This window comes from Streptomyces sp. NPDC104581 (assembly GCF_055583685.1).
In genome coordinates this window covers 103,665-126,728 of record NZ_JBVJNN010000023.1, presented here as the reverse complement: position 1 = coordinate 126,728, position 23,064 = coordinate 103,665, and the positions used below count along the sequence as shown (strand labels likewise).

Genomic DNA, 23,064 nt, shown 5'->3' with positions numbered 1-23,064 from the left:
AAAAGAAGAACCCCCCCCCCCCCCCCCCCCCCCCCCCCCCCCCCCCCCCCCCCCCCCCCCCCCCCCCCCCCCCCCCCCCCCCCCCCCCCCCCCCCCCCCCCCCCCCCCCCCCCCCCCCCCCCCCCCCCCCCCCCCCCCCCCCCCCCCCCCCCCCCACTACGTCTGGTCGACGAGCGCCCGTGGCACCACTTCGGTGCGTCCGGTGGTCACAGGCCGGAGGGTGCGTATCCGCCGGCGAGCGGCAGGCCCCGAAAAGGGGCGGATGGTGATCGAACTGTCTGCCCGGAGGATTGCGGCGTTCCCGGGCCCGGCCGCTGGCGATTGGCCTGGGGCCAGTGGAAGTGACTCCGTCGCCGCTGATTGAGGGGGCGCGGCGGGTACTGAAGCCGGTGATCACGGTGACGGACTGGCCGCGTTCGAGAGGTAGCCACATCCGGTCATGCCGTCGCCGGCGGTCTCCCCCGTTACCGGACGGTGGCCGGGGACGCGGGGTAGCCGTCCCAGGTCCTGCCGTCCAGAAGACGTCCTCCGGACTTCGGGGTGAGCCCGCCGACCTGCTTGAACAGGAACGGCGTTCCGTGTGCGGTGCACTGGTCGCGGATCTCGCGAGCCCAGTCGAGGTCGAGGGGCCGGTGAAGAGGTCCGCTTTCTCCTCCGGCGATCACCCAGGAGATCCCGGTGAGGTCGAGGTGGAGTGGCCCGAGGAGGGGTTCCAGTGACAGGAACCGAACAGCCGCGGGGGTGTCTTTCAGTGCGGGGATGCGCTGGTCGGCGCGCTTCTGGTCCTCGGCGCTGATGCCCAGCCACACGTTCGGCAGCGGCTTGGCGAAGTGGCTCCACCACTGGGTGCGCCACTGGGTGCGCTTGTAGCGGGGAATCGGCGCCTTCTCGTCGGCCATGATCTCGGCTTCGGCGTCCTCACAAGCCGACCTGAATGCGTAGCTGTTCAGCAGGGCGCGCATCCGGGCAGGCCGCTTGGTGAGGACCTGGTACGTGTGGCGCGGTGAGAGCGCCATGACCGCGAAGACGCGGGCGATGAACGCGTCCGGGACCTGCTGGTGGAACAGGTCGGACATGCTGGTGACGAAGATCTTCTTTCCGTCGCGTTTCCGCAGCGGCGCGTACAGGGTGTCCTCGTGGGTGGTCAGGGCGAATCCGGGCCCGGACGTCCGCGGGGCGCCGTCGCGCTGGTACTTGGCCGAGCCCATGGCCTTCAGTCGCTTGGCCAGGGTCAGCGCGTAGCACCGGTCGCATCCGGGGGACACCCGGTCGCATCCGGTGGTGGGGTTCCAGGTGAGGTCGGTCCACTCGATGCTTGAGTCCATCGTGTTGTTGTCTCCGTGATCGGCTGGTTGGCGTCGTGGGAGCGGAGCGCTCGTGGCACCGGCCCGGGTGCTCGTCGCGTACGAGGGGCCGGCGCCACAGTTGGTGTCATGTGTCGTCGGCGGCTTGGCGCTGCTCGAACGCCTCGAAGAGTTCGTGCAGTTCGCCCGGGTCGGCCGCGACGCCTACCCAGGTGCCGGTTTCCGTCCATACCGGCACGCCGTTCTCGGAGTCGGCGTCGAACCAGCAGACGTACGGGCCGTACCGTTCTATGACCGTGGTGACGGCGGTCTGAGGGGCGCTCATGAGCGGGGCGGTTTCGAGGACTTCGAGTGTGCTCACGGCCAGCCACATCGGTTCGTGCGGTGTGCGGGGCAGATACAGGTGGCCGGTGATACGCAGCTGGTCGCCGGGTTGCAGTTCGTGGAGTACGGCGTGCGCCATGACCGGGTCGGTGATGGCGCACGGCAGGATCATGTCGTCGACCAGGTCGTCCGTCGGGGAGACGGTGAGGCGGAAGCGGGCGGTGCTGGCGTGCAGGCCGGGCACGGCCTGGTTGTCCAGGAAGCCTTCGAGGACTATCGCGTCGGTGGTCACAGGTCAGCCCGCCTTCACGGCCGGCGCCCGGTGGGCCGTGTCGTACGCGTCCACGACTGCCTTCGGGACCCTGCCCTGGTCGGCGACCTGATGTCCGTTGGCCCGCCCCCAGGTGCGGATTGCGGCCAGTTCCTCCTTGCTGCGTGTACCGATCGGTGTCGGCGCGGTGGCCGCGGCGGGGCTGGCTGCGGCGCGGGTGCCGGTCTTCACGGCCCGCAGTTTCTCCTGGGCCTCTTCCAGGTCTTTCTTGGCCCTGGCGACGTCCGCGTCGAACTGACGCTCCTGGTTGCTGATGAGCGTGGTGATCTCCTCCGTGGGCAGGCCGGTCGCCTCGGTGATCTCCGCCATGGATTTGTCGGCGGTGTGCATGGACAGCACCGTCGCCTCGATCTCGCTCGGGCTGGCCGTGGTCTTCTCAGGCATGCCGGGGTCTCCTTCGGAGCTGGGGAGAAGAGGGAACAGGGCGGTGAGGTCGTCGTCGTCGGCGGGCAGGCCGACGGCGTGAAGGAGGAGGACCAGGTCCTCCTTGCTGGCGGCGTGACGCGCGGTCACGCGGGACGCGGCGGCGAGTTGTTCCTGCGAGCTGGGGGTGAAGAGCAGCGTTTCGGCTTCCGGTAACTGGTCGGGCATCGTTACGCCGCCTCCCTGTCCTCGCGCAGTCCACGGAGCAGAACCTTCTGGTTGTGCCGCCGCTGCTCGGGTGTGAGTGGTCCGTAGCGGGACCGGCCGGAGTGCGACCACAGGGGGTGCGGCTCGGGCTCGGGGTAGGCCAGAGCACGGTCGTCGGCGGCCAGTACGGCAGGGTCGGTGGGAATGCCGGACATGGCGCTCACCGCCGGCTGGTGGTGTCGGGCCGGGCCCAGCACCACTGGTCGAGCCGGTAGGAGTTCAGGGCGCAGACCGGGATCCGGTGCCGCTGCCCGTGCTCGTCCTCCACCGTCAGCTGGTCCGCGTCCCGCTGGACGATCAGGAGCAGCCCAGGGGTGGGGCCGGTGGTGCCGGGGCGCGGGACCCACGCCTGGCCGGGGTCGGTGAGGAGGAACGGGTCGCCGTCCAGGACGCCTTCGCACACGATCCGGCAGGCGGCCGGCTCCGGGAGCAGGTCTTGGGTGATGAGGTCGCGGACCAGGCTGTTGATGAACTCGGCGGCGCGCTCGGCACCGATGAGCCGGTCCAGGGGAATGACGGGGAACTGCATGGTGAGGGGCTCCTTGAACATGCGAAAGTGGATGGAGCCCCGGGGGGTGTCCGACTGGCGGAATGGCCAGTGACGGAGCGGACCGCCCCGGGGCGTCGCCGTGGGCCGGACCGTCAGGTCTCGGCAGTCGTTGGACTGGTGCGTTGCTGCCTGGGCCAGGGCCCCGCCCGGCGGGGGCGGGGGTGGCTGGCGCTGCGGCTCCCGTGGAGACCCGCGGTCTCAGCCGTGGATGCTGGCTCGGAGTCGGGATCCGATCCAGGTGCCGACCTGCGGGGAGACGGCGTTGCCGAAGCCGTCGACCTGTTTACTGGCGGAGCCCCAGACGGTGAACGTGCCGCGGTAGTCGTTGAAGTCGACATCGAAGCCGCAGCCACGCCCGATCTCGTGCGCCGACATCATCCGGTAGAAGCACTCCTCCAGCGGCAGTTCGGTGAGCGACGCCTGCCACTGGGCCATGAGCAGCGCGGTCGTGTCGCGTGAGGTGAGAGTGCCGAGCGGATCCGTGACCGGGTGAGGCGCCGTTTCGTTGCCGGTGGGGCCGTTCTGCTTGTACCAGCCGGCGGCCGTCAGTACCGCCGGGATCTGCTCGGAGGTGAACGTGGGCATCGCCTCGCTGTGCAGCGTGGGCACCGTGTTCTTCCGGTACGGGATGACGCCGGAGGACAGAATGGCGAGGGTCTCCGACCCGACCTGTGTCGGCAGCGGCTCCCCGGCGCCGCGTGCGGCACCCTGGAAGTTGTCCACCGCGAGCGCCATCGCCGGTGCGGTCAGTCCGTCAGGGGTTTCCTCGGCCCACAGCGACTGGACAACCGGTGGCAGGATCGCGGTCTCCTGCTGGCTGTTCCGCGCCGCCATAGGCAGCAGGAGCCGCTCTCCGCGCACACCCTTCGCCGGCATGAGGATCGCCGGGAAGTCAGCGAAGCGCCGGCGGCAGCGCTCCGCCCGCTCCATCGACGACCGCGCGAGCGGCCCGACGAAGCCGTCCTTGAACGTCTTGATGGGCTTGTCGCCGATGCGTGTGCCGAGGTTGGTCAGGTCGAGCGCGGACAGCGACGGCGTCATCGGCGGGACGACCGGGCGGCGGCAGGACGGGCACCGGTACTCGTACTGCTTGCCGTACATCACCGTGCCGGTTGCCGTGATGCCGGTCTTCCACGTCCACACTGCCTCGACGTCCTTGTCGCAGCGGCCGCAGCGCGACTCCGGCCGGTGCTCCAGGTCGGGCATCGGCAGGGACTTGTCGACGAACACCCAGTACCCGCGGTCTCGGGACTGCGAGACCCCGAAGAACTGGGAGTTCAGGTACAGGACCTTGTGGTTGTAGCCGAGCAGGTCGAACTGCGTGAGCCACCACCGGTAGGTGGTGCCGTCCCCGACCTTCGGGCGGCCCGGCAGGGCGGGTCCCCATGAGGTGAGCTGGGTGGTGCACTCGACGAGGATCATCCGCGGGCGGTGCTGGGCGGCGTAGTGCAGGACACAGTTCGCGGTCGCCCGGTCCCGTTCGGACCTTGTGACGCGTGCTTCGTAGTCGGGGTCCTCCAGCTCGAACAGGGTCCCGCCCTGCTCGTACGCCTTGACCGTGTTGGCGAGCGAGTGATTAACGCACGAAACTCCGGCCACCAGCAGGTCGGCTGCGGGGAGGTCCCGGGCCGAGTGGTAGTCCGCCGCCTCGGGGTCGACGAGGTCGGCGATCCAGTGCGCGGCCTCGGGGTGGTTCGCCTCGTGGACCTCGACCTTGTATGGGTTGTGGTTCGCGGCCATGATCGTTGTGAAGCCGGCTCGCCTGATTCCCTCGGTGAGTCCTCCGAAGCCGGAGAACAGGTCGACCGCGACGAGGTCGTCGTGGCGGAACCGGCGGCGTCGTACGGCTGGCCGGTGTGTAGCTGTGCGTCTCTTCTTGGTCGCGTTGGCCATCAGGCGGCTCCTTCGCGGTGTGGGGCATGGCGGAGATTCGTCAGAGAGAGGTGTGGCGCGCCCCGTGACGGCCGGCGGGTGTGCTGGCTTCCGGATCGGCCGTCACGCGGGCGCGGGGTCAGGCGTGGTCGTCTGCCTTGTTGCGGCTGTTCGGCTGGAGGTCGAAGGCGAACCGGCCGAGGCGGGCTTCGGCGGGGTTCGCGGCGATCCAGGCTTCGGCGCAGGTCTTGTGGACGGGCTCGCTGTGGTGGGAGCGCATCGGCGTGGGCCGCCCGCACAGAACGCAGGGCACGCCCTGGTAGCGGTCGAGTTGCCGGGCGTCGCGCCAGTCGAGCAGGGCGCCGGGGACCGGAACGCAGCTCGGCTCGAACTCCGGCTGCGTTCTGCGTTTGCGGGTCATGGCCGCAGATGGGGCAGTTGCTGGAGTACCCGGTCGACGAGTTCCTCGGTGGGCTTCCACGGCCCGAGCTGCCCCTGTGCGGGGATCGGGCGCGCGAGTTCCTGGACGTCGGTGAGGACCAGGTGCCATTGGCCGGGTTCCGCCCACCATGTGCAGGGCGGCCCGCTGGCCGTGCTCTGGTGGCAGTCGGCGAGCCGGGCGACACCGAGCACGGCGCCGGTGACCAGCTCGCGTCCGCGGACCGTACGGGCGATCAGCGGCTCGCGCAGAGCCTGCTCGTCGACCTTCTGGCCGGCGTGCAGGAGCACCAGGCCGCGCCACGACCAGCGGCGTCCCCGGTTCTCGATCGTCTTGGACCCGGTCAGGATCGCTGCCGTGAACGGCTGTTTGATGGTGATGCCGCGGATCCAGTCGCCGCCCTGTTCGGCGGCGCTCACGCGGCACGCGCCGGAGCATGCGTGCCACGGCGGCCGACGCGGCGGCCGTTGATCGTCTTCGCGTAGGCGTCGGCCCGCGTCGCAAAGTACGGAAACGTCTCCCACTCCTTTTTGACCTTGTACATGGCGGCGTCCGCGCCGCGCAGGATCCGGCTCATGGTCTCGCCGGGCAGGTCTGCCGCGCGGGAGATGCCGATCGAGACGTCCACGCGCAGCGTGTGCCCTTCGTACTGGAGGGGCTGTTGCAGCTGCTCGCGCAGTTCGGTGATCTCCGCGAGGGCGGTCGACGGCGGGAACACGGCGCAGACGGCGAATTCGTCGCCGCCCAGCCGGGCCGCGAGCGCCGTACGGCTGGAGCTCCAGCGGGCGAGGCGCCGGCCCATGGTCTGGATGACGGTGTCGCCCGCGGGGTGGCCGTAGGTGTCGTTGACGCCCTTGAAGTCGACCCCGTCCAGCAGCAGGACATGCACGGTGTCCCGGCGGCGGGTGCGCAGGACCCGCTCGCCGTAGGCGACGAACTCGGGCCGGCACGGCAGGCCGGTGAGCTGATCCTTGCGGGCGTCGGCCAGGCGCCGGTGAAGCGCGACGGCGTGCACGGCCCAGCCGGTCAGCGGTACGACGGTGGTGATCAGGAGGGTGCGCGGGCCGAACCGGCCCTGGACGCGCAGAACGGAGTCCATACTGAGGATCTCCCTCTCGTCTCGTACGAGTTGGGTGGGCCCGGGGCGGCCGTCGAAGCCGCCAAGCAGTGCGGCTGTCCCGGGGCAGAGCTACAGGCGAAGGTGCTGTGGTTGGTCCGTCTCGCTTCGTGCACCAGGTACTGAAGGACCACCGCGACCGCCCCGGCCTCCGTCGTACGGGAGCCGGGGCGGCACGGAGAACCGTCAGGCGGGGGCGGGGGCGGGGGTGTCGAGCCCGGCACCGAGCAGCAGTGCCCGCACCGACTGCTCGTACTCGCCGTTGCGGATGCGGTCGAACATGAGCTGACCGGCGACCAGGCAGCGGGCGCGCAGCTGGATCAGGGCGACGGCGTGCGGGGCGGCGCCGGCGGCGGTGGCGGCCTGGGCGGCGGCGGCCCCGGCGAGCTCGTTGGCCGTCTGGAGCGCGGCCTCGCGCCGGGAGTACTCTGCCCGGCAGAATGCCCAGCCGGTCAGTGCCCGGGTGCGGTCCACCCGCTTCTCCCATGCCGTGTACGTGCGGCGGGTGCCCTCGGGGTCGGCGGCCCACTCGGTGGCCCACTGCCGGGCGAGGTCAGGCAGTTGGGCGATCGCGGCCAGGGTCTGTGCGCCGCGGTGCCCGAACGCCTTCCAGGCGTCGGTCTCCTCGACGACGCGGATCTGCTGGGACATCAGCCAATACGGGGAGTAGTGGCCGCCCCAGTTGCCGGTCTCACCGAGCGGCTCCACGATCCACAGGCGCACCGGCCAGCCCTCCTCGATGCGCTCCAGGATCTCGCCGGGCCGCGTGTACATGTGGAAGTAGCCGAACGGCTTGTCGGTGTACCACTTCCGGCCCGGGCTGGGGTGGTCAACGATCTGGCCGATGTGGTCGGCGAGGTTGACGGTCGGGATGGTCTCGCCGCGCTCGCGGGCGTACCGGGCGAGGTAGTTGTCGGTGGGCGGGACGGTGCCGTCGGGCCGGGTCGCGATGTAGACGGGCCGGGTGCTGGGTGTCATGTGGTCCTCCACGAGGGGTGTCAGCGGCCGGGGCCGCTCGTCACTGGACGGTGGTGCCGGGCTGGGCGGGTGCGGCCTGGGAGCGGTGTGGCTCACCGGCCGTCTTCGGTCTGGTGCTGCCGGTCGGCTAGGGCCAGGAGCTCCGTGGCAAGGTCCTGCGCGGAATTGAGGATGCGCAGGATCGAGATGAAGCCGTCGCGCTCGACGGGGGTGAGCCGGTCCCATACGGCGTGTGCGTCGCCGTGGACGCCGGCGGTCTTGAGGTAGTCGGCTTCAGTGGTTGCGGTGTGCTGGGCACCGCACCGGCCGCAGCTGAAGACGGCCTGGTCCCAGCTGCACGATGTGTCGTTGTTGGGTGTTCCGGTCATGCGCGGACCGCGTCCATGGCTTGCGCTTCGAGGTCGGCGCGCCCTTCGGGGTCGTCGTCGTCCTGGTCGTGGTCGGCGGCCTCCTGGTCGATGTCGTCGACGCTGCCGTGGACGGTGCAGTCGATGTCCGGGTCGCTGTCCATGGCGCCGGTCAGGGCGCGATGCAGGTCGGTGACCGAGTAGGCCGGCGCCCAGGCCGGGCCGACGCATTCGTCGTCGAAGGGGCAGGGCAGCAGGACGTCGAAGCCGAAGTCGCCCTGGCCGTCGACGTCGTCGCGGAAGGCGAGGGTGAGGTACTGCTGTCCGAGGCGGACCTGCGCGACGCGGTCCCGGCCGGTCACGAGGTTGGAGCCGGGCTTCCACTGCCACAGCGGCAGGATCTCGGGGCCGAAGTACCGGCGGGCCAGCAGCAGATCACCCAAGCCGGTGTTGCCGTCGCGACCGAGGTCGGCTTCGCGTGCCGTGGCCAGGCGGCGGAGTAACGGCTCCAGCCGGGTCAGGCTGTCGGAGAAGGCGATCTCGTTGAAGCCCTCGTTCAGCAGCGTCGGGTGGGAGCGGACCATCGCCTGGTGCTGATCTCGCACCACGGTCTCAGGCACGGTGCGGTTGGCCGGGCGCGGGCCCTGACGCTCCACACACACTGATAGCGGGGTGGTGACGATGATCGCGACGGTGCGCATGCCGTGGCGCTTCGCCGCGGCGACCAGCGGCTCGCGGGACGCCCTGGTGAGGTTCGTCGCGTCCACGACGGTCGTGAGCTTGCGGGACATCCGGCGCTCCAGCAGCAGGTGCAGGGCGTCGACGGCGTCTGCGGTCGCGTCCTGGTCCCCGGGGTCGTCGCTGACCGCGCCGCGCAGGGCGTCCAGCGAGAGGACCTGCGAGGCGGGCCAGGTGTCGGCCAGTGTGGACTTACCCGCCCCGGAAGCTCCGATGAGCACCACCAGTGCGTTCTTTTCGAGGGCGGGATCGAGCAGCGCGGTCATACGGGCTCTCCTTGGGAGTGAAGGGAACGGGCCGCCCAGATCAGGCGCATCCCGGCGTTGTCGGTGAGAAGGTCGGCGGCCTCGTGCAGCGGGCACGAGGCGTCTCCGTCGCGGTCCGGCTCGATCTGCTCGGCACGGCGCGCGGCGGTCTTGAGCAGCTGCGCGAGCACGCCGACCACACCGCCCGGAGGGTCGGTGTCCTTGATGAGCACGCGCAGGATCGCGGCGAGCTCCGCCTGGTCGATGTCGTCGGCGGTGAGTTCGTTCTGGATCTGCTGGAGGGCGAGTTGGGCGATCCCGGCGGAGGCGCGGACGCGCTCCGCACGGGTTCGGGTGACCACTGCGCGGGTCACAGCGCGGTGCCGGCAGTGGCCAGCGCGAGCAGGGCGAGCGCGGCGCGGATGATGTCGACCGCGCGGGTCAGGAGCTGGAACTTACGCATTGCGATGCCCGACAGTGCCTTCACGCGGGCAATGCGGGTGTCCTCGGTCATCGCCCGCCGGAGGTCGGATTCCTCCATCCGTGCCCAGCAGGGGAATCCCTCCCGCACGGTCCGGTTGCCGCCGCCCAGATTCGGCCGGACAACCAGCAGGAGCAACCAGGCGGCGAGTGCCAGGAAGGCGACGGCGACGCCGCCGACGACCTGGGTGACGAGCGGCAGGTCCTTGTCGGCGACGCTGGCGAGACCGGCGAGGACCGCACCGTCGAACGCGAGCAGCAGACTGGCCTTGCTGTCCGTGCGGGCGATCTGACCGGACACCTCCGCACAGGCGGCATCCAGATGCTTGTCATAGTCGGGGCCCGGCCCTTGGGCCGGGGACGTGCCGTTCACGGTGGTGGGGGTTCCATCGTTCATGCTGAGGGTGCTCCTCATCTCGGATTCGGGGTGATGGGGATGTCCGGGGCGGCCGTCCTCATTTGCCGATGCTGCGGCCGCCCCTGGACATGTCGTCGGCCCCGGCCATCACGTGGCCGGGGCCGTGCTGTCGTTGTGTGAGGTGTTGTCGTCAGCGGTCGACGACGGGGCGGTGCAGGTCGCGGTGGGTGACCGTGGTGCTGACGCCGTGCTCGCGCAGCGTGTCGGCGAGTTCGAGAGCGACGCTGCCCGTGGTTTTCCGGACTACCGGGAGCAGGTGGCACCGACCAGGGCGAGAGCGGCGGCTGCGGTGTCGGGGAGGGTCTCGCAGACGAGCACGCCGTGCCGGCGGGCAACGTAGATCAGATACCGGTTCCGCTCCGGGTTGGGGCAGTCGGGCGGGCAGCCCAGCACGGCCCTGCCGCTGCTGACGTCCAGGCCGAATTCCACGTTGGTGGTCATCCCCGGGAGGGTTCGCAGGTCGCGGGGAATCCAGAACAGGATCGCCGTCGCCGCCGCGCGGGCGTCGGTCTCCCAGTCGACCTGGGTCTCGTACCGGTCGGCGCGCTGGCCGTTCCGCGACTCGGGACTCAGCACGGCGAGCGGCTGATCGCCGGTCCACCGCGCGTCCAGGGCTGCCGCCGCGGCGGGCCGCCAGGACGGTACGGAGGCGCTCTTGTCCGGTGTGGGCCCGGCGAGGAACACGGACGGGGACGACGCGGCCGGGAGTGGTTCGCGGGCCATGATGAGGTCGACGGTCACGAGCTGGTGCCGTTCTGTGCGGCGCGCCGGGCGGCGTGCTGCGGGATCCAGGGCAACGGCAGGCCGTCGTCGATCTCCCTGGGCACCACGTGGACGTGCAAGTGGTAGACGCTCTGGGTCGCCGCCTCCCCCTTGGACGTGATCAGGTTCGCGGCGGGGTGCTCGGCCATCAGCTCGGCGGCCCGGCGCATCACCGCGGCGGTCACCTCCGGGTCGGTGCCAGCGTCCTCAACGTGGACTCGCGGCAGGACGAAGACATGACCCGGGTGAACGCCGCCGCTGCGCGGGCGGACCGCGAGGGCGTCGGGCCATTCGCGCACGATGGCGGCCGGGGCCTCCCCGACGGCGATGGCGCAGAAGATGCAGGTCTTCACGTCAGGACTCCTTCGTCCGGTCAACAGCGCGGTGCCTGCCTCCGGCGCATCCCGTGGCGACCGTGACCGGGTGCCGGTGGGCGCTGGGGCCGGACCGGTAGGCGAGGACTGCGCCGGTGAGCATCGCGACCAGGCCGGTGATGCCCGGGGTGTTGCGCACGGCCGTACGGACGGCGTCATCGAGGGCGGTGAGCTGGCGCAGTGCCGGGTCGATGTGCGGGTCCCGGAAGTGCCGGCGCCCGTCGACCTGCTGGTCGACGGGCAGCGGACCGCCGTTGTCGTCGAGGAGCGGGCCGTGCAGGTAGCCGAAGGAGACTATGTGCACGGCTGTACGGGTCGGTTGTACCGGGGTGTGGTCGTTGACCATCGCTGGTGGGGGCCTTTCGTCGTGTGTGTGGGGACGGCGGGTCGTCGTCGGGGCGTTTCGTGGAGGCCGCCGGGGACGGAACGCGGCCCTCCGTCAGCCCCCGTCCGTGCTGTGTCTCCAGCCGTGCCCGTTCGCGCACTTGAAGGTGTGGTTGGACAGAAGTTGGTAGTCCCCGCGGTCGTCCCAGGCGTGCGTGCCCTCCACCGGTGGCTCACCGCACAGCTGGCACGCTTCCCGGCCCGCCAGTTCGTACGACGCCAGTGGCCGGGGCTCCGTCGACCGCGACGCCCGCGGCGGCACCGAACGCGTCGGCTTCGGGGCCAGGAGCGCAGCCACATGACTCACCGGAGCCGGCCGCGAGGGGAGAGCGGTAGTGCCGCCGTACGCGCCGTCGTTGCTGGCCGTGAGCGAGCCGAGGACGTGCCACAGGCGCTCGCCGCTAGCCCCGTATTCCGGGGCGGTGATCGCGAGGCTGATGGCATCGTGGAGGTCGGAGAACGCGGCCGGGCTGATGTGCGGCCACTGGACGCGCATGTCGCGGGAGCTGAGGTGGTGGCCGAACCACGTGATCGGCTCACCGGCGCAGGTGGTGACGACTTCCGGGTCCTCGTAGCACCCGAATACGGGGTCGTTCGTCACGGTGATGAGTCCGGCCTCGCCAGCCAGGTCCATGAGCCGCGCGTACAGGGCGTGGTCGCTGACGTATCCCTCCACCGCGGCGCGCTGCTCCCACCACTGGCCGTCGACACCGGGCCCGGCCTGGCCGGGCTGCGAGGCGACCGTGACGAGTCCGGCGCGGTTCAGGGCGGCGAGCGTCGGGACCAGGTGGGCCGTCTCCTCATCGGGGCCGTAACGCGGGGCGTATCCGGGCCAGGACCGGATCGTGCCCTCCAGCCACAGGGCCATCGGCTCCCCGAGGCCGGCGGCGCTCTGCGGTGCCCGCCAGTGTCGCCGGTCGGGCAGGCTCATCCAGGGCAGTTTCAACCGCGGCAGTTTCAACGGGTCCTCCAAGAGCTCGGCGGGGCGTGCGCCTCCGCGGCGGGGTGGTGACATGTAGGACGCGACAGCTCGTTGGTGATCCGCAGCGCGCCCATTCGTCCGCCCCGGTCTGTAAGGCCGGGGCGGACATGTTCAGAACGGGGGCTCGTCAGGCCAGGGGTCCCGGTCCGGCAGAAGCCGCACGGTCCGTACGGGACGGTCCCAGCACCAGCACACCTCGCCGCCCGGATACAGACCGTCGGACCACCAGCCGCCTGCGCCCTTGCAGTCGGGGCAGCCCGGACGGGGGCGGGGGGAGAGCCGGACGGTGTTCCGCGAGACGGTCAGCTTCCACGAGCCGGCCTTGAGTACGGCGGCGATCGCCACAGCGGTGAGCGGGACGGCGGCCGCGACCAGCGCGGCCGTTCTTCCGGCGCGCACCGCGTCAGTCCCGTGGAGGGTGCGGCTGGACCAGGAACTGGACTCCCCGGCCGCTGGAATGGGGCTGGGCGGTCACGAAGCCGGGCTCGGACTCGGCGAGCTGGAGCATCGACTCGTTGATGAAGTCCGCCGGGCGCTGGAGTTCGACGCGGTCCGCGTGGAAGTTGCGCAGGAAGACGTAGTCGGGGCTGGTGGTGCCGTACGGGCGCAGGCCCCACAGCCGGTCGCGCACGATCTTCGCGGCCTGGTCGTCGCCGGGTCGGGCCGGGATGCCACGGTCCAGCGCGCGGCAGGTGGTGGCGTGCGTGTTGGCGAGGTCGGCGGCCTCGGTTTCGGACAGCCACGCGGTGTCGTACTGATTGCGTGTGACGCGGTACGTACAGCCGAGACAGGCGGCGGCGAAGGACGACGATCCCTGGTCGCCATCCGCGGTGTAGACGAGGACGATCGCGCCCTCCCCCGCTCCGACGGCGCCGCGGTACCGCTGGACAACGGTGGTGCCCGGCGGGGTCCACGCCGTGGTGCTCGGCGGAGCGGCGGGACGACGGTTGAGCAGGCTCAGTGCCATGGTGCTCCCTCAATTCGGGAAGACGGATGGGTCAGGCGGCCAGCCGGTGGACGGTCGGCGCGGGGGATGTGGTGTAGGTGGTCGGGTCCGCCGGGGTCCCGTCGTGACATTCCAGGCAGGAACCGATCGAGCGCAACGGCAGACAGAACTCGTACCGCCGGCCGCACTTGGGTTTGGGGCATGTCTGGCGAGCGGCCATCGCACGGTCCAGCGCCCATTCCTGAGCGAGCGTCGGCACGCGCTTGGGTTTCGCCAGGTCGACGCTGCGCAGGAAGGCGCGGGTGGGGTGCGTGCATGACCATTGCGGCGTGTAGGAGCAAGCCTTGCAGCGCAGGATCGCGACCGGGCCGTGCCCGCCGGGGCTCAGATTCCTGTCCCGCAGTTGCCGCCTCGTAACCAGTCCCTCGGGGACGGTGCCGCGGTCGTACTCCGGCAGCCCGCCGGCCCCGCGCAACACCCTGACCACCACCTCACGGCGGCGGCGCCTCTTGGTGCGGGGCATCACCGGCTCCACGGGGCGGGGAGCCGGACGGGCCGATGCGGGTAGCGGGGCCCGGGACGGAAGGGGCGCGGGCGGCCGATCCGGCGGCGCGGTCGGGGAATGAGCACGAGCAGTCCTCCATGCGAAGATCGCGGGCAACAGCCGTGCCCCACCGATGAACAGCCCGGTGGGGCACGGTTGTAGGGGCGGATGCGGTCAGATCTCGCTCCGGTGAGCGGGTCAGTAGCCGGCTCGAAAGCACTGGGCCCGCTTCAGCCGGGTGGTCATCTCGCCGGTACGGCCGGAGAGAGCATCCGCGACGACGGCCTTGTCCCTGGTCCAGTCGGTGAGGCCGGCGAGTTCGGTCGCGCCCTTCAGGGCATGGGCCTCGGTCTCAGCGACGGCGAGAGCCACCCCGGTGTGGTGGCCGATGCGCCACCGGTAGAAGTCGCCGGCGTTCACCGTCTCGGGCAGCTGGTACACGTGCAGGCCCGGAACCGGAGAGGCGGACGACACCACCACGCGGGCCGGGGCGGGGTCGGTCGGGGTGGGGAGAATCCGCAGGGTGTGCGTGGCCGGCGCTGCCGGTACTCGCGCAACGTCCAGGGTGGGACTCATCCGTAGCTCCTTCGTCGGTCAAGGTGGTGCGGGCCGGGCGGCCTGCCCGGTCCTCGCCCACCCCGAATGCGGGCGGGCGAGGAACAGGCAGAGCAACCGGTACGCGTCAACAGCCGCACCCGGTCGACGAGTTCACGTCGTCGACCGGGTGCGGCTGTACGGGGCGGGGGTCAGGCCACCGCGAGCGCCTGGGCGTCCGCGAGGATCTGGTCGTGGTCGAACGCGAGGTCCGGGAGCGCGTCCAGCGGCCACCAGCGGGCGTTTGTCGCGTCGTCCCCGGCTGTCGGCTGGACGAGCGCGGGCAGGGTGGCCGTGTAGGCGATGGTCACGACCCGGCCGCGGGGGTCGCGGCCCGGGGCGTGGTAGGGGCCGACCTGCCGGAGCTCGGCGGTGGAGAGCGCGATGCCGGTCTCCTCCCCCAGCTCACGCACTGCGGCTTTCAGGACTTCCTCGCCGGCGTTCGCGTATCCGCCGGGCAGCGCCCACCGGCCCGCGAACGGGTCCCAGCCCCGCTCGATCAGCAGGACGTGCCCACCGGCGAACAGGACGACGTCGGCGGTGAGGTGGATCGTCTCGTCAACGGTGTCGGTCATGGTGATCCCTTTTCGGTCGGTGACACGGGGTGGGCCGGGCGGCCTGTCCGGTCCTCGCTCACCCCGGATCGGGTGGGCGAGGACCAGGCGGAGCGACCGGTCAGCGTTCCTGGAGCGGGTGCACATTGCCGGGGGCGTCGCCGGTCGGCGGGGTGGCCGGGGCGGGGATGTGGATCTGGGGCTGGACGGTGATCTCCGGACCGCCGGTGGAGACGTGCGCGAAAACGCGCGGGCGCAGATTCAGCCCGCGAAGAGCGAAGGCCGAAGCGGCCGTCCAGGCGAGGACGGCGATGGCGGTGGCGACGGTGCGCGAGGTGTCCGGAGTGGTTGTCCAGACCATCGCCACGCCTGCGAACCCCCAAGCCGCCCAGGTGAGCCGCACCCCGTTGCTGCGGGTGATGAACCCGGCGATCAGGGAGAACAGGCCGGTGAACTGCCACAGCGTGTAGACGGTGGAGGCGCTGATCGTCAGGCCGGCGGAGTGGGCGGCGATGTAGGAGCGGACCGGGTTGTCGATCGTGGCCCACACTCCGGTAGCGGTGTTCTCGCCGACCTGGACGTCCGGTGACAGGCGGTGCATCGCGTCGGCCAGGACGTCGGTCGCACCGTCCAGAAGGACGATGACCGCGCAGATCCCGGCGAGCCCGAGTGCGGCTTTCACCCAGTTGGCCATGCCGTGCCAGCCCAACTCGGGGGCCCGGCGCAGGTCTTCCCAGCGGTCGTGCAGAACACCGCCCTGGTTCCAGGCGGTGTTCCACCACGCGAGCGGGGCGGCCAGGCGCGGGTTCGTCTCTTCGGCCGCCGGTTCCGGGGTCGGGGACTGCTGACGCTGGCCGGGGATTTGCGGGGTTCGGTCGTTGTGGTCAGCCACGGGAGGGTTCTCCTTCAAGAGGGCGACTGTCGTGTACGGGTGACCGGCTGTTTACGAAAGGCCGTGCCCGACGTCCCCGTCGCGGGGGCGGCGGGCACGGTCACCTCGATGGCTGGTCAGGCCGAGTGGGGCGGGACTACCAGGGGCGGTTGCAGCCCCCGCAGTTGCCGGCGTCGTCCCCGTTGTCCGGGTAGTTGCAGCCGCTGCACGTCCAGCGGAGAACGGCCGCGGGCAGGGTGCGTACGCGGCGGGTGCGGGGCAGTGAGCGTCGGGCCATGGGGAGATCTCCTCGGTGCGTGTGGTGGTGCGGGCCGGGCGGCCTGGCCCGTGCTCGACTCCCCGCACGGCGGAGGGGGTTCGGGCACGAAGCAGTGGGTCCGGGCGGCGGGATGGGTCAGAGGCCGCGGGCGTCGGCGAGGTCGGCGGCCTGGTCGAGCATCCGGACCGGGACGCGACCGGTGCCGAACGCGTCGTTGAACGCGGGCACGGAGTCGACGTCGTCGCCGAACTGGCGGCGGATCACCTCCAGGAGCACGGCGGCCGCGTCGGCTTCGAACCGGTGGTCGCCGCGGGCCTCGGCGCGGATGGCCCCGTACAAGCAGCGGGCGCCTTCGGGGTCGAGGAGCGCGCCGGTGCACCAGCCGCCGGTGAGCAGGCGGTGGTGGGCGCGCTGGAGGAGGGCCGCGACCGGCGTCCGGTACGCGGGGCCCTGTGGCTGGAGCGTCGGGGTGAGGGGAACGGTGAGGATGTCGGCCAGGTCGACCGGGGCAGTCGCGATGTGCGCGGTGTTGACCAGGTAGGCGGCGGCCGCCTCGTCCAGTCGCATGGTTATCGCTGTGGTGGCGAGCGTGAGGCGCTCTTCGAGCGACAACTCGACCGTGGTGGGTGCCTGGGTGGTCTGCGCGGGGTCCTTCGTTGTGGGGGTGCTGGTCGTTGGCGGGGGCATGACGGGGCCTCCCTCGGGGGCGTCGAAGGCGTGGGTGGGTGGCGCCTTCGACGCCGGCGTCGGGGCGGTTTCAGATGCTGATGCCGGAGATCCAGCCGGTGAGGGCACCGATCGCGCCCGTGATCGTGGGCGCGATGCTGGTGGAGGCGAGGAAGAAGCCGAATCCGGCGCAGGCCAGGGCGGGCAGGGGGCGTACGGAGCCGCCCCGGAGCAGGAAGAAGACGGCGATGCCGAGCAGGACGACGGCGGAGATGGATACGGCCACGGGCTTGTGTCCTTCCAGGTGAGGGCAGGGCCCGGCCGGTGCGGCCGGGCCCTGCGGGGTGTGCGGGAGGGTCAGTCCTGGAGGACGGGCTCCAGGTCGGCGCCGAGCTCGCGCAGCACGTCCTCCTCGGCGCCGGTGGGCACCAGGACCTCGCGGGCCCGGGAGCCGTCTGCTTTGCCGACCAGGCCACGAGCCTCCAGGGCGTCCATGAGGGCGCCGGCGAGCGCGAACCCGACGCGCAGCTTGCGCTGGAGCATGGACTGCGAGCCGAACCGGCTGCTGATGACCAGTTCGGCGGCCATCAGGAGCAGGTCCGGTGTGACCCCGTCCGGCATCGTCCGGGGCCGGCGATCGGCGCCCCCGGCCGCCGCGGCGGCCCTGGCGGGTGCCTGGCGGGACTCCCGCGCATCGCACAGGCTGATCAGGCCTGATGGGTGCTTCGGGGCGATCATGTCGTCGCCTCGGAGGGTGCTGATCGTGGTGCGGACACTGCCGCGTTTGGCTTCCTTCCCGCCGTCCTCGTCGAGAGCCGCGAGTAGGTCCGCTTCGGACAGGGGGCCGTTGTCCAGTGCCGCGAGAATCCGTTCCTTCAAGGTCCGCGGCATCGCCGGCAGCGATTCGAGTCCGGACTCGCCGTCCTCGTCATCGGCGAAGTCGCCTTCGTCGTCGTCTGCTTCTTCTCCTCCCTTGCCGTTCGACGGTGACAGGGAGATCAGTGTCAGGGCCTCGCCCGGCGGTTCACCTGTGCCGTAGAGCTCACGGATGACGGGGTCGTATCCCTCGTGCGGCGAGAGCGAGCCGACAAGGAAGTACCTGGCCATGCTGGAGGGCCGCGCCGACGTCAGGTGGTAGCACATGCCCTGGCTGTTCGGTTTGTCCTCGCTTCGGTCGACCGGTGTTCCCCATCGCTGGATGCGACGGGTGCGGCCGAGGATCTTCGGGATGGGCTGGAGGTTCTCGCCCGTCGGCAGAAGTCCGTCGCCGACGAGGGCGGCCATCATCTGCGAGGACCACCGGAGAAGGATGACCTCGCCCTCTTTCAACATGGCTCTGAGCGTGTCCGAACCGCCGAGTTCGTCGAGGTGTCCGGCCTGCGCGGCGAGCACGATTCCGATACCGACGCTGCGCCCGGTGCGCCCGAGTTCTTTGATCAGCCGGGCTGCCTCGCCCCGGAATGGTGATCCTTTCTCCAGGAGGCGGTTGGCCTCGTCGATGACGATGTACTCAAGGGGGTCCGGGTTGTTGATGAGGAAGCCCGAGCGGCCCATGCGCGCGTACTTCTGGAACCGGGCTTCGGCCTTCGCGACGGCGGCGCGCAGCATGCCCATCGCGTCCGTCAGTGACCGTACGTGCGTGGCGACGTTGTCTGTCGCCTCGGGTACGGACTGCCCGCCTTTCAGGTCGGCGAGGTGCACGACGATCCCGTTGCGCTTGCACGCGGCGAGGAACGCCTGGAGGGCGCGGGACTTTCCCGCGCCGGTCGTGCCGAAGATGATGATGCGCTGCGCGTTGCCGGTCTCGGGGTCGTGCACCCGCATCCGCAGCGGCTCGCCGTCGTAGTACGAGCCGATGCGGATGCAGCCGTTCTCGTCCATCTGGAGGTCTTCGAGGGTGATCGCGCGCATCTTCGCGAGCGGGTTCACGGGGAAGACACGGACGACGGCCTGGCGCCCCCGCCCCTGCTCGAAGATCACCCGTGAGGGGTCGTCGACTTCCAGCAGGTCGCACAGCGCATCGTGGTCGGCGCCTTTCACGCCGCCGGGGCGTGTGCGGAGCATGTACTCGCGCATCACCTCCTGTTTTGCCTCGGTGTGCTTGCTCGCGAGGTTCGCCGGCGTCACGGGCTGAGCCCCTCCCCCATGTCGTATTCGTTGATCTCGACGAGGGTCACGCCGGGCAGCGCGGACCGGCCGATCTCGGACCACACGTCCGCGTCCGCGGCAGGCGCCGCTTTGGGCTTGGGGCCGATCAGCAGCATCGCGACACCGGCGCCGCGCCCGGGGATCTCCTGCATTTCCAGGAGGTACTCGGGCACATTCATCAGGGCCGACAGGCCCTTGAGCCTGATGTCGGGGACGGGCTCGCCCTTCTCGGTCGCGGCGAGCGCCACAGCGACACGGCGCCGGTCCTCGATCGCCCGGACACCGATCACGCGCGTGCCGGCGGCGACGCCGCCCTTCTTCGCCGCGTTCAGAGCCCACCACCGGGCGGCCGGGTCGTCGGGGATCTGGACGGCAACGCCGGCCTCGCCGCTCGTGCCGTCCTCGACGCTGGCGCCGTCGGTCTCGACGCCCGGCTCGGGCCACTTCGCGACGCGCTTGGCGAGCTGCGCGGGTCGCAGCCACCACACCCCGGCGGTCCACAGCACGGCGACGCCGCCCTGTACCAGGCGGCCCTCGGTGGCGTCCCACACGAGCTCGGTGACAAGGTTCGCCACGAGCACGGTGTGGGGCGCCAGGTAGATCGTGAACGTGATGGGCTTGGTCATTTGGTGGGCGAGCTGGAGCCTGGGAGACAGGAACGTCCCGCCGATTCCGGCTGCGATCGTGGTAAGGATCGCTGGCACCGTCGCGGAATCGGTGAACAGCCCTGCCGCCATGGCACTGCCTCCGGCGAGGGTCGCGAGACGGCCGATGCCGCTGACCGCGGCCGTACCGGCGCGGCGGGCGGTTCGGATGTACGTGCGCAGCGGCATCGCCGGGCGCTCCTTTCGGGGGTATGCGGAAGGCACCGCCCCTTGTTCAAGGGGTCCGGTGCCTTCGGGACGGTTTTCGGGTCAGCGGTTGCTGTACCACTCGCGCTCGGCAACGTCGTAAGTGCCGGCCTGCATCGCTTCGTTCACGTCGCCGTAGTCCGACTCGTGGTCACGGGCCGCGTTGTCGAACTCGGTGGACATCTCGGCCGCCTCGGCGGACAGCGCGTCGGCGAGAGCGAGGGACTGGCGCATCGTGGCTGCCGCATCGTGGTGTGCGGAGGTGACGGAGTCGTCGACGTTCAGCGCTGCGGCGAGATCGGAAAGTCCGTCGACGGTCTTCGCGCAGTCCTCGACGTAGGAGTACGCGCCGTTCACTGCCTGCGAGAGTCCCCGCATAGCGATCGCCGCGACCGCCAGGCGCGAGATGACGATCAGGAACGTGATCGCGTCCGCGATGACGTCGACGATCCGGCCGCCGCTCAGGACGGGCAGTTCGCCGTCGTCAGCGGCCTCGCCCGTATCGCCGTCTTCGTCCTTCGCGGGTGAGACGACGCTCTCCCCGTTCGGGGCAGGCAGGTCGGGCCCCTTGGCGGCGGCGACTTCAGCACTGGTCTGTACGTTCGTCGGTTCGATCGCCCCGCCGCTCTCGGCGGGGGCTTCGGATTCGCTCATGGTCAGGCCCCGCTTCGGTCGTGGTATTCGCGCTCGGCCGGCGCCACGTGACCGGCTTCCTTGACCCGGTCCGCGCGCAGTTTGTCGGCGTCGCTGGCGGTGTCCCTGGCCGCGAGGATCGCCTCGGACGCGCGCGGCAGTGAGTCGCGCAGGGCCTCGGCCTTGTCCTGCACGCTTCCGGCCCGCTCCATGAGGCGGATGCACCAGTTCGTGAGGACCCCGGGGACCTTCTTCTCGATGCACATCGCGTACAGCGATTCGAGCCCGGCGCTCAGGCCCTGGCACTTCGACGCGACGAGGTTCATGTGGTCAACGCCCTGAAGGATCTGCTCGCCCATCTCTTCATCGGATTCGATCAGGTCGTACACGGTCAGATCGGCGTCGACGAACTGAGTGTCGCCGACATCGCCGGCAACAGCGGCTGTGCCCATGACGATCGGGCTCTCCTTCGGTACGGATCGGGTCGGCTTGACCTCGCCGGACGTACCGGCGGGCAGGCCCTTTCTGCCCGTCGTGATGCCTTCCGGCTGCCTCGGACGGGGCTTCGGCCGGATGACCTCGCTCACAACGGAGTACGACGTGTCCCATCCGGGTGGGGGCCGCAGCCACTCACCGTCGTTACCGGGCATCGCCGCCGGATCATCTGTGCTCGGGCCGTTCTTGCGCCGCTTGCTCTTCCGCGGCTTCGGTCCCGTCGTGCTCCCCTTCCTCTTCCGCCACCAGCCGCTGGGCATCTTCATCCGGCGCGCTTTCGGCTTCTTCTTCAGGTCGACCTTCTCGTCAGGTTTGCCCTTGTCGGGTTCGGGGGCCTTCGCCTTCGAGCTGTCGTCCTTCTTCGGCCCGGTGCCGTCACCGGGCTTCGGGTCCTTCTGGCCGGTGCGGTCGGTCTTCTCGCGCTCACGCTTCGCCTTGCGCTTCTCGTCCTTGCGCTTGCGCCGGCCAGCCGCCTCGGCTGCTGCTTCCTTTCGTGCCGCCGCACGGTCGGCCAGATCAGCCTTCCGTTCATCGGCCGCAGCCTGCCGACCGGCTTTCGCCTCGTCGTTCTTCCGCCGCTGCCGGCCGGTCGCGAGCTGGCCGAGCGTGCCCGGGGACTTCTTCGCCCCCGGCGTCGGCCCTTTGCCGGATCCCGAGCCCGACGATCCGGTACCACCGCGGCCCGCGCTCTTCGTGTCCTTGCCCGAGCCGCCTGTACCCTTCCGGCCGCCGGACGACGAGCCGCCGACACCAGTCGGCTTCTTCGGTCCCTTCGCTCCCGCGCCGCGGCCGCCGGTCCCGGTCGAACCGTTCGCCGCACTGCCTCGACCGCCGTTCGTCGTCGAGGGCTTGCGCTGCTGCCCGAAAGCGCCGCGCCCGGAAGCGCCACCGGCACCCGACCCGCCGGCCCGGCCGCCGCCGCCTTTACCGGCGGCGCCGCGACCGAACTCGGGCCCGGACTGCACCCCCTTCTTCACGCCGGCCGCCGCGCTCTGGACCTTCCGCTTGTCGGCCGCTGAGCGCGCCTTGTCGGCAACAGCGTCGTGGTGCTCACGCCGCGCCTTCAGATAGTTCGCCACCGACCACGTACCGCGCAGCGCCGCCACGGCGATCGACGCCATCGTGACCATCGCCATCGAGGCAGTCGCACGGGCCGGTGTTCCGGTTCCGCTTGATGCGTTGGCGACCATCTGCGGGGCGATGTCGTCCGGGTCGACCGTGCTGGAATCGTCGCCGGAACCAGGGGCAGCGAGGCTGAGGAAGATGTCGGGCGGGGCGAGGCTGCCCCCTTCCGGCGGGGCTGGTACTCCGTCGTCGGGCTTGTCGTTGGCGGGCGGCGAAAGACTGAACCCGGGGAGCGTGATGACGTCCGCGCCCCGACCGTCGTCGGTCATCGAGGTCTCTCCTCACAACTACTTGACGTAATGACAGGGCCTCGCGTACGCGCGCGCGTGACGCGCGCGCATTTTGCGCGCGCGACCCCGGGATTCCTTGATTTGAACGTTGATTTTGAACGCGGACAGTTACCGCCGCGAGGTCTTCGCCTCGATGTATTTGCCGAGCTGCTCGGCGAGTGACGACCACATCGGATCGTCTTCGGAGAGCCGGGCACGGGCCATGTCGACGAGGACAATGACGCGGTCGCGGGGCGCCGTCGCCGCGTTCAGGCGCGGCGCCCACAGCTCGGCGACCAGTCGTGCCGTTCGCTCGGGGTCCTTCCCCGGCATCAGCCGGTCTTGTCGAAATGAGCGAAGAACGGGTTCGCGTCATCGGATTCCGCTTTTGCAGTCGGCGGCTCGATCTGCTGCTGCCCGCCGCCGGCTTTCAACTCCTTCAGACGCTGCCGCTCGGCGTCCTTCGCGGCCCGCTTCTCGGGCAGCTCCTCGTAGCTGCGCCGGTAGCGCGCGCTGTACGCCGTGAGCTGGACGATCACGTCCTCAAGGTCCTCGATGACCTTCTCCAGCGGCTTCACCGTGTGCCGTGCCCGCAAACTCGCCTGAAATGGCAGGTCACCGGGCAGCTTGTCGGCCTCACTGAGGTCGGCCTTGATCTCGGCGAGCAGGGCCTTCGACTCGGCGATCAGAGGGGCAAGGAACTGTCGACGCTGTTCGATGAACACGCGCCGCTTCTCGGGACCTTCCGCCAGCAAGTCGGGCGTCCACACGCCCTTACGCTGCTGCTTCTCTTCAGCCATCAGGGGTTTTCTC

The 23,064-nt window shown here is 70.7% G+C and carries 33 protein-coding genes; all 33 read right to left on the bottom strand.

Annotated features, from left to right (window positions below; translation table 11 throughout):
• Positions 1–464 precede the first annotated feature (464 nt).
• Complete coding sequence (locus ACZ61E_RS20470) at positions 465–1,325, bottom strand: DUF5131 family protein (RefSeq protein WP_469701257.1); 861 nt, start codon at positions 1,323–1,325, stop codon at positions 465–467.
• A 106-nt stretch (positions 1,326–1,431) separates the two neighbouring features.
• Positions 1,432–1,920, bottom strand: coding sequence for a hypothetical protein (locus ACZ61E_RS20465; protein WP_469701255.1), 489 nt, complete (start codon positions 1,918–1,920; stop codon positions 1,432–1,434).
• 3 nt (positions 1,921–1,923) lie between these two features.
• Positions 1,924–2,550: an Lsr2 family DNA-binding protein gene (locus tag ACZ61E_RS20460; RefSeq protein WP_469701253.1), complete on the bottom strand. Its 627-nt coding sequence runs from the start codon at positions 2,548–2,550 to the stop codon at positions 1,924–1,926.
• 2 nt (positions 2,551–2,552) lie between these two features.
• Positions 2,553–2,744 carry a hypothetical protein gene (locus ACZ61E_RS20455; protein ID WP_469701251.1) on the bottom strand — a complete coding sequence of 64 codons (192 nt, stop codon included), beginning with the start codon at positions 2,742–2,744 and terminating at the stop codon, positions 2,553–2,555.
• Positions 2,745–2,749: 5 nt separating this feature from the next.
• Positions 2,750–3,139 (bottom strand): hypothetical protein, encoded by a 390-nt coding sequence (locus ACZ61E_RS20450; RefSeq protein WP_469701249.1) that lies wholly within the window; start codon positions 3,137–3,139, stop codon positions 2,750–2,752.
• Positions 3,140–3,337: 198 nt separating this feature from the next.
• Positions 3,338–5,032 carry a DNA cytosine methyltransferase gene (locus tag ACZ61E_RS20445; protein WP_469701247.1) on the bottom strand — a complete coding sequence of 565 codons (1,695 nt, stop codon included), beginning with the start codon at positions 5,030–5,032 and terminating at the stop codon, positions 3,338–3,340.
• A 118-nt stretch (positions 5,033–5,150) separates the two neighbouring features.
• On the bottom strand, positions 5,151–5,432 hold the full coding sequence (locus ACZ61E_RS20440; protein ID WP_469701245.1) for a hypothetical protein: 282 nt from the start codon (positions 5,430–5,432) through the stop codon (positions 5,151–5,153).
• On the bottom strand, positions 5,429–5,869 hold the full coding sequence (locus tag ACZ61E_RS20435) for an ASCH domain-containing protein (protein WP_469701243.1): 441 nt from the start codon (positions 5,867–5,869) through the stop codon (positions 5,429–5,431). Before ACZ61E_RS20435 ends, ACZ61E_RS20440 begins: the two co-directional genes overlap by 4 nt.
• Positions 5,866–6,549 (bottom strand): GGDEF domain-containing protein, encoded by a 684-nt coding sequence (locus ACZ61E_RS20430; protein ID WP_469701241.1) that lies wholly within the window; start codon positions 6,547–6,549, stop codon positions 5,866–5,868. The genes ACZ61E_RS20435 and ACZ61E_RS20430 overlap by 4 nt, the downstream gene beginning before the upstream one ends.
• 204 nt (positions 6,550–6,753) lie before the next feature.
• Complete coding sequence (locus ACZ61E_RS20425) at positions 6,754–7,545, bottom strand: hypothetical protein (protein WP_469701239.1); 792 nt, start codon at positions 7,543–7,545, stop codon at positions 6,754–6,756.
• A gap of 92 nt (positions 7,546–7,637) precedes the next feature.
• Positions 7,638–7,913 (bottom strand): hypothetical protein, encoded by a 276-nt coding sequence (locus ACZ61E_RS20420; RefSeq protein WP_469701237.1) that lies wholly within the window; start codon positions 7,911–7,913, stop codon positions 7,638–7,640.
• On the bottom strand, positions 7,910–8,896 hold the full coding sequence (locus ACZ61E_RS20415) for an AAA family ATPase (RefSeq protein ID WP_469701236.1): 987 nt from the start codon (positions 8,894–8,896) through the stop codon (positions 7,910–7,912). Before ACZ61E_RS20415 ends, ACZ61E_RS20420 begins: the two co-directional genes overlap by 4 nt.
• On the bottom strand, positions 8,893–9,237 hold the full coding sequence (locus tag ACZ61E_RS20410; protein ID WP_469701234.1) for a hypothetical protein: 345 nt from the start codon (positions 9,235–9,237) through the stop codon (positions 8,893–8,895). The genes ACZ61E_RS20415 and ACZ61E_RS20410 overlap by 4 nt, the downstream gene beginning before the upstream one ends.
• 8 nt (positions 9,238–9,245) lie before the next feature.
• On the bottom strand, positions 9,246–9,752 hold the full coding sequence (locus ACZ61E_RS20405) for a Pycsar system effector family protein (RefSeq protein ID WP_469701232.1): 507 nt from the start codon (positions 9,750–9,752) through the stop codon (positions 9,246–9,248).
• Positions 9,753–10,016: 264 nt separating this feature from the next.
• Positions 10,017–10,514 (bottom strand): nucleoside 2-deoxyribosyltransferase domain-containing protein, encoded by a 498-nt coding sequence (locus ACZ61E_RS20400; protein ID WP_469701230.1) that lies wholly within the window; start codon positions 10,512–10,514, stop codon positions 10,017–10,019.
• On the bottom strand, positions 10,511–10,888 hold the full coding sequence (locus ACZ61E_RS20395; RefSeq protein ID WP_469701228.1) for an HIT family protein: 378 nt from the start codon (positions 10,886–10,888) through the stop codon (positions 10,511–10,513). Before ACZ61E_RS20395 ends, ACZ61E_RS20400 begins: the two co-directional genes overlap by 4 nt.
• Position 10,889: 1 nt before the next feature.
• The gene (locus tag ACZ61E_RS20390) at positions 10,890–11,213 is read right to left on the bottom strand and encodes a RapZ C-terminal domain-containing protein (protein WP_469701226.1); all 324 of its coding nucleotides are present in this window, start codon (positions 11,211–11,213) and stop codon (positions 10,890–10,892) included.
• Positions 11,214–11,348: 135 nt separating this feature from the next.
• Positions 11,349–12,224, bottom strand: coding sequence for a DUF6919 domain-containing protein (locus tag ACZ61E_RS20385; protein ID WP_469701224.1), 876 nt, complete (start codon positions 12,222–12,224; stop codon positions 11,349–11,351).
• Positions 12,225–12,386: 162 nt separating this feature from the next.
• Complete coding sequence (locus tag ACZ61E_RS20380; RefSeq protein WP_469701223.1) at positions 12,387–12,674, bottom strand: hypothetical protein; 288 nt, start codon at positions 12,672–12,674, stop codon at positions 12,387–12,389.
• A gap of 4 nt (positions 12,675–12,678) precedes the next feature.
• The gene (locus ACZ61E_RS20375; protein WP_469701221.1) at positions 12,679–13,242 is read right to left on the bottom strand and encodes a hypothetical protein; all 564 of its coding nucleotides are present in this window, start codon (positions 13,240–13,242) and stop codon (positions 12,679–12,681) included.
• A 31-nt stretch (positions 13,243–13,273) separates the two neighbouring features.
• Positions 13,274–13,744, bottom strand: a complete 471-nt coding sequence (locus ACZ61E_RS20370) for an RRQRL motif-containing zinc-binding protein (protein WP_469701219.1) — start codon at positions 13,742–13,744, stop codon at positions 13,274–13,276.
• Between the two features lie 219 nt (positions 13,745–13,963).
• Positions 13,964–14,341, bottom strand: coding sequence for a hypothetical protein (locus ACZ61E_RS20365; RefSeq protein ID WP_469701217.1), 378 nt, complete (start codon positions 14,339–14,341; stop codon positions 13,964–13,966).
• 170 nt (positions 14,342–14,511) lie between these two features.
• Positions 14,512–14,934, bottom strand: a complete 423-nt coding sequence (locus tag ACZ61E_RS20360; protein WP_469701216.1) for an NUDIX domain-containing protein — start codon at positions 14,932–14,934, stop codon at positions 14,512–14,514.
• A 100-nt stretch (positions 14,935–15,034) separates the two neighbouring features.
• Positions 15,035–15,805: a hypothetical protein gene (locus ACZ61E_RS20355; protein WP_469701214.1), complete on the bottom strand. Its 771-nt coding sequence runs from the start codon at positions 15,803–15,805 to the stop codon at positions 15,035–15,037.
• Between the two features lie 136 nt (positions 15,806–15,941).
• Positions 15,942–16,082: a hypothetical protein gene (locus ACZ61E_RS20350; protein WP_469701213.1), complete on the bottom strand. Its 141-nt coding sequence runs from the start codon at positions 16,080–16,082 to the stop codon at positions 15,942–15,944.
• Between the two features lie 117 nt (positions 16,083–16,199).
• On the bottom strand, positions 16,200–16,751 hold the full coding sequence (locus ACZ61E_RS20345; protein ID WP_469701211.1) for a DUF6197 family protein: 552 nt from the start codon (positions 16,749–16,751) through the stop codon (positions 16,200–16,202).
• A 70-nt stretch (positions 16,752–16,821) separates the two neighbouring features.
• On the bottom strand, positions 16,822–17,016 hold the full coding sequence (locus tag ACZ61E_RS20340) for a hypothetical protein (RefSeq protein WP_469701210.1): 195 nt from the start codon (positions 17,014–17,016) through the stop codon (positions 16,822–16,824).
• Between the two features lie 71 nt (positions 17,017–17,087).
• Positions 17,088–18,857 (bottom strand): ATP-binding protein, encoded by a 1,770-nt coding sequence (locus tag ACZ61E_RS20335; protein WP_469701208.1) that lies wholly within the window; start codon positions 18,855–18,857, stop codon positions 17,088–17,090.
• On the bottom strand, positions 18,854–19,711 hold the full coding sequence (locus tag ACZ61E_RS20330; protein ID WP_469701206.1) for a hypothetical protein: 858 nt from the start codon (positions 19,709–19,711) through the stop codon (positions 18,854–18,856). The genes ACZ61E_RS20335 and ACZ61E_RS20330 overlap by 4 nt, the downstream gene beginning before the upstream one ends.
• 81 nt (positions 19,712–19,792) lie before the next feature.
• A complete protein-coding gene (locus tag ACZ61E_RS20325; protein ID WP_469701204.1) occupies positions 19,793–20,383 on the bottom strand; it encodes a hypothetical protein in 591 nt (196 codons plus the stop codon).
• A gap of 2 nt (positions 20,384–20,385) precedes the next feature.
• Positions 20,386–21,993 carry a hypothetical protein gene (locus ACZ61E_RS20320; RefSeq protein ID WP_469701203.1) on the bottom strand — a complete coding sequence of 536 codons (1,608 nt, stop codon included), beginning with the start codon at positions 21,991–21,993 and terminating at the stop codon, positions 20,386–20,388.
• 387 nt (positions 21,994–22,380) lie between these two features.
• Complete coding sequence (locus tag ACZ61E_RS20315) at positions 22,381–22,584, bottom strand: hypothetical protein (RefSeq protein ID WP_469701201.1); 204 nt, start codon at positions 22,582–22,584, stop codon at positions 22,381–22,383.
• Positions 22,584–23,051, bottom strand: coding sequence for a hypothetical protein (locus ACZ61E_RS20310; protein ID WP_469701199.1), 468 nt, complete (start codon positions 23,049–23,051; stop codon positions 22,584–22,586). The genes ACZ61E_RS20315 and ACZ61E_RS20310 overlap by 1 nt, the downstream gene beginning before the upstream one ends.
• Positions 23,052–23,064 lie beyond the last annotated feature (13 nt).